General features: G+C 51.2%; 6 protein-coding genes. 5 read left to right on the top strand and 1 reads right to left on the bottom strand.

The features are described 5' to 3' along the window. The 5 genes from HKN79_00465 to HKN79_00445 form a co-directional block, all read left to right on the top strand. A partial coding sequence (locus tag HKN79_00465; GenBank protein NNC82024.1) for a hypothetical protein occupies positions 1-1,586 on the top strand: 1,586 nt, incomplete at its 5' end. A 5-nt stretch (positions 1,587-1,591) separates the two neighbouring features. Next, a complete protein-coding gene (locus HKN79_00460; GenBank protein ID NNC82023.1) occupies positions 1,592-3,346 on the top strand; it encodes a hypothetical protein in 1,755 nt (584 codons plus the stop codon). A 45-nt stretch (positions 3,347-3,391) separates the two neighbouring features. Next, on the top strand, positions 3,392-4,087 hold the full coding sequence (locus HKN79_00455; GenBank protein ID NNC82022.1) for a CoA transferase subunit A: 696 nt from the start codon (positions 3,392-3,394) through the stop codon (positions 4,085-4,087). An 8-nt stretch (positions 4,088-4,095) separates the two neighbouring features. After that, positions 4,096-4,752 (top strand): CoA transferase subunit B, encoded by a 657-nt coding sequence (locus HKN79_00450; protein ID NNC82021.1) that lies wholly within the window; start codon positions 4,096-4,098, stop codon positions 4,750-4,752. Further along, positions 4,753-5,172 (top strand): SufE family protein, encoded by a 420-nt coding sequence (locus HKN79_00445; GenBank protein ID NNC82020.1) that lies wholly within the window; start codon positions 4,753-4,755, stop codon positions 5,170-5,172. Positions 5,173-5,174: 2 nt separating this feature from the next. On the opposite strand, the gene HKN79_00440 is transcribed toward HKN79_00445, so the two are convergent. Next, the coding region (locus tag HKN79_00440; protein NNC82019.1) for a hypothetical protein at positions 5,175-5,475 on the bottom strand (301 nt) is incomplete at its 5' end.

Genomic DNA, 5,475 nt, shown 5'->3' with positions numbered 1-5,475 from the left:
AGACCATTTTGGAACAGACGGATGAGGATGGCAACTATAAGATCCTCAATCCAGAGAGTGGCAAGCCGTACGATATCTACAGTGACGGATTGAAGGTGTACACCACCATCGACTCTCGTTTGCAGTTATATGCTGAGAATGCAGTGCGAACTCATCTCAAAAATCAACTACAAGGGCAATTCGACAATTACATGCGCTCATTGCGGAATCCGCCCTTCTCCAATGATCTGAGTAGGTCCGATATCAACCGCATCATGGCTGCAGCCAGAAAGAGAAGTTTCTATTATCGCATACTCAATGGTGAGCTATGCGGGAATTGCGAGCGGGTAGGCACCATGGAGGAAGTTGCATCTGAAGAAGGTGCGTTACTCAAATGTTCGCATAGCGACTGCGGCCGTGAGCGGAAAAAGCGCAGCCAAGAGGAGATCGATGCGCTTTTCGACACTCCCAAAGAGATGTCCGTATTCTCATGGGATGGGATGAAGGATACGGTGATGAGTCCCAATGACAGCATCAAGTACTATAAGTCCTTCTTACAGGCCGGTATGATGTCCATGGAGCCGAGTACAGGCTTTGTGCGGGCATGGGTGGGTGGCATAGACTACAAGCAATTCAAGTACGATCATGTGAAGCAGGGAAAGCGCCAAGTAGGCTCGACCTTCAAACCGATCATCTATGCTACTGCCATACGAGAGGGCTTCTCTCCCTGCATGGAGATTCCCAAAGTGCCTACCACCTTTGAGAAAGGGACATTCAACCTGCAAGAGGACTGGACTCCACAGGACTCGGACCGTGACTATGGATATATGGCCACCCTGAAATGGGGATTGGCCAATTCGGTCAATACCATGACCTCCTATCTCATGAAACAGTTCGGCCCAGAACCTGTGGTGAAATTGGCGAGGGATATGGGAATTAAAAGCGACCTGCTTCCCGTACCCAGTCTATGTTTAGGAGTAGCCGACCTATCGGTCTATGAGATCACTGCAGCCAATAACGTCTTTGTCAATCAAGGAGTCTATGTGGAGCCTATCATCATCACACGGGTGGAGGACAAGAGCGGCAACAGCATCTATGATGTGGTACCTGAGACCAACGAGGCGCTAGACCAGCGCACCGCCCAGATCATGCTCGAAATGATGAAGGGTACTGTAGATGGCGCGTATAATGAACATAAACAACGCTCTTCTGGAACGGCTATGCGCTTGAGAATGGATCTGGATGCGCGTAAGTATGACGGTATCTCCAAGGACATCAAGCTGGCCTGTAAGACAGGCACCACGCAGAATCAATCGGATGGATGGTTCATTGGAATGACCCCGGATCTCAGTACAGGCATCTGGGTGGGTGCCGAGGATCGCGGAGTACGCTTCAGCTCCTTACAACTAGGTATGGGGACCAACATGGCCCTTCCCATCTGGGGATATTTTGCCAAGGATGCCTATGCCGATGAGAGTCTGGGCTTCAAACCCAGGGATTTCGATTCACCCCCGGGGCTGAGTATCGAGCACGAGTTGGATTGTGAGGCCATGCGAGAACGGGATCCCATCCAGTTCGATAGTGGTGATGATGACCTCTTCGACTGACCCAGATGACCGGTAAAGAGCGCGTGGTGTATGGGCTCCTTTGCCTCTTTCTCTTCCTCTACATCATCTTACGCAGCATTCATGTGCCTCTGGTGCATGATGAGGTAGCTACCTACGTTTACTATGTCCTCTCCGGAGAATGGGTGCCTTGGCTCGCACATGTAGATGCCAATAACCACACCCTCAACAGCCTGTTGTCCATCGGTTTCGATCGTTTATTGGGCACTCACTCTTGGAGTCTTCGTTTGGCCAATGGGCTCGGTTTCATCGTGTTGGCCGTGTATGTCTTCAAATTCTCAAGGCGATACTCGCATCCGGTATTTCGCTGGGCATTCATCCTGGGTATCCTAGGCAGTCATTACGCCATCGAATTCTTTGCTCTGAGTCGCGGATACGGTCTGGCCTTGGCCTTTTTCATAGGAGTACTCTACCATTTCGAGGAGTATCTGAGCACCCGAAAAAGCGCTCAGGTGTGGGCATTGAGTGTCTTCATGTTGCTTTGTCTCTCGGCCAGTCTCACCTATCTTTTCCCCTGTCTGATACTGGGTGCTCTATTGGTGATCCGAGCTACGAACTCCTCCTCTGAGCGCAGAGCAATTATTCCGGTCCTGTGGACAATCCTTGTGCTCATTTTTGCGGTAGCCCTCTCATTCTGGCTCAAGTCACACGGTGCACTGTACTACGGCTCGGAGGGGAATTTCTGGAACCGCACCCTCTCATCACTGGGAAGGTATCTGGTAGGTGATGGTTCGGTCGCCCCGTATGCGCTTTTGGGAATGGGGCTCTTCGTGTTCGTGGACCTCATGCAATACCGTACCCATTTCCCTTTAGGCCAGGCCATAGCCGCCCGATTCATCCATCTATTGCTTCTGGGCTCTGTCATGGGGATATTCTTGAGTCACTACATACTGGGCACACATTATCCAGAGGACCGTGTGGCCCTATACCTCTATCCCCTGCTTATCGCGGGTTTCATACAGGCGGTACAAGAACTGAGTATATCCCAAGCCGCTAAGACTGCTGTTGCAAGTCTTCTGTTCGTTCTCCCGATCCACTTCCTTCTCAACATGAATCTCGATCATGTGGACTTCCTTTATCGCGAACGCGTGCCAGCATCCTTCTTTGCCGAGATAGAGAACTTCGAGTCGGAAGAGGGAAGGCTGCCTTCTGTGAGTGGATATCATACCATGACCCTCTCTTACATGATGAGCGCACGCTTAGATGGTCATTCCGTACCTGCCATGGTGCATCACAACTACCCGGAATCAGATGCAGACTTCATTCTACTGCGTGCGGATGATGGACTTACAGCTCCTCCAGGTCACAGGCAAGTGACCTTTGATGAAGTATCAGGCAACAGTCTGTGGAGAGAGGCCTCAGCATCTCGTATGGAACTTCTCACCACGCGAGAAGCAACCGGACAAGAACTGCAGAGTGAATTTTATGAGTTGTTGAGAATCAAGGTGGCTGGAGAAGGCCATTATCTGGCCGAGCTGACGGTGGAATATCCCGATGGGTCTCCTCCCACTCCATTGACAGTCGTTCTGAACATCCAGAACCCCCAAAAGGAGACCGTGGCCTATGTTCCCTATCAAATGGACTGGCGCTATGAGCAGGATGATCCCGTACTTCGGACTACCCTTTTTGCAGATGGGGATGGACAGGCCGAGAATGAGTTGGTGATCTACATCTGGAATAGGGAGCAAGTACCAGTGAAAGGCCTCGACCATCGCCTACGTATATTCCAGAGCAGCAAATAAGAAGGCCACTCTTCTTACATTAGCAGACCTTAATTCCCCAGCTAGATGAACAAAGTAGTATCGAACGCAGAAGAGGCTATCTCCGGCATAGAAGACAATATGACCCTGATGCTCGGAGGCTTCGGATTATGTGGCATACCGGAGAATTGTATCTCGGCATTGGTCAAGAGTGGGGTCACCGGCTTGACCTGTATCTCCAATAATGCTGGAGTCGATGATTTCGGACTGGGGCTACTTCTACAGAAGCGCCAGATTCGCAAGATGATCTCGTCCTATGTAGGGGAGAATGATGAATTCGAGCGCCAGATGCTCAGTGGTGAATTAGAAGTGGACCTGATACCCCAAGGGTCATTGGCCGAGCGTTGTCGTGCAGGAGGAGCCGGAATCCCCGCGTTCTTCACACCTGCCGGCTATGGTACCGAGGTGGGTGAGGGAAAAGAGGTGCGTGAATTCGATGGCAAACCGCATATACTTGAATCTGCCCTAACGGCTGACTTTGCGATCGTCAAAGCGTGGAAAGGGGATCGATTCGGTAATCTCATCTACAAAGGCACCGCTCGGAATTTCAATCCTGCCATGGCCATGGCCGGTACCATCACCATCGCTGAAGTAGAAGAGCTGGTAGAACCGGGTGAACTGGACCCCAATCAGATCCATACAGCGGGAGTATTCGTTCAGCGCATCTTCCAAGGAAGCGGATATGAGAAACGCATCGAACAACGAACGGTCCGAGCTAAATAAGAAGAGCTATGTTGGATAAGAACGGAATCGCCAAACGCATCGCACAGGAACTCCAGGATGGCTGGTATGTCAATCTGGGTATCGGCATACCTACATTGATCGCCAATCACGTTCCCGAGGGAATCCATGTGGAGTTCCAAAGTGAGAATGGGATCTTGGGCATGGGTCCATTCCCTTATGAGGGTGAAGAAGATGCTGACCTCATCAATGCCGGAAAACAGACCGTGACCCTCAAGCCGGGTGCCTGTCTATTCGACAGTGCTACCAGTTTTGCCATGATCAGAGGACGGCACATCCAACTCACTGTGCTCGGTGCCATGGAGGTGGCCGACAATGGAGATATCGCCAATTGGAAGATTCCTGGCAAAATGGTCAAAGGCATGGGCGGTGCGATGGACCTGGTAGCCAGTGCTGAGAATATCATCGTGGCCATGATGCATACCAATAGGGCCGGTCAATCCAAACTCCTCTCCGAATGCACCTTGCCGCTCACAGGTGTGAACTGTGTGAAAAAAGTGGTCACCAATCTGGCCGTCATGGACATCACTGAAGATGGATTCGTACTCAGAGAACGAGCTCCCGGGGTGAGCGTGGATCAAGTCAAAATGGCCACGGAAGGCCGTCTGGTGGTGCCCGATGAGGTGCCCGAAATGCAATTGGACTGAATGGACCGGATAGAGGAGCGGCAGAAGGAGATCATAGAGGAATTCGAGCTCTTCGATGATTGGATGGATAAGTACAGCCTGATCATCGATCTGGGAAAGGAGTTGGCTCCCTTACCCGAATCAGACCATGTGGATGAGAATCTGATAAAAGGTTGCCAATCCAAAGTGTGGTTGACCGCTCAAGAAGACGGAGGACAAGTCACTTTCTTGGCCGATAGCGATGCCATTATCACCAAAGGGCTCATCTCCTTGCTGATCAAAGTGCTTTCAGAGGCACGGCCAGAGGAGATTGTCAAAGCTGACCTTCATTTCATTCAAGACATAGGCTTACACGAGCATCTATCTCCTACGCGGAGCAACGGACTGGCCTCCATGGTGCAACAGATGAAGATGTTCGCACTGGCTCTGACGGCCAAGTAGAGTCACCATCGCTTGCGGATCATCCATCGCTTGGGGTAATGGTTCTTCATCTTTCCGGCCGCAACCTTCATCCACCCGAGGACTGCCTTGTTGAATCTGACAATATACCAGCCATCCGATATCTCGCTATTCAGTGGGAAGGTCTCTCTGCGTAAATAGGCCAGTGCTTGATGTAGGTCGAATTCCACGTGCTCCGGATTCGTGAGCAGGCCTGAACGGGCGAGAAAAGTAGAAGGGATGAAATGCCCACCTTTCTCCTCTCCGAGAAAATGGCCTTGTGGTGACTCCCCTTTGAGATGGGAG

The sequence above is a fragment of the Flavobacteriales bacterium genome, from assembly GCA_013001705.1.
GTDB lineage: Bacteria > Bacteroidota > Bacteroidia > Flavobacteriales_D > JABDKJ01 > JABDLZ01.
The sequence above is the reverse complement of the archived record's forward strand: the minus strand, read 5'-3'. Positions and strand labels throughout refer to the sequence as shown.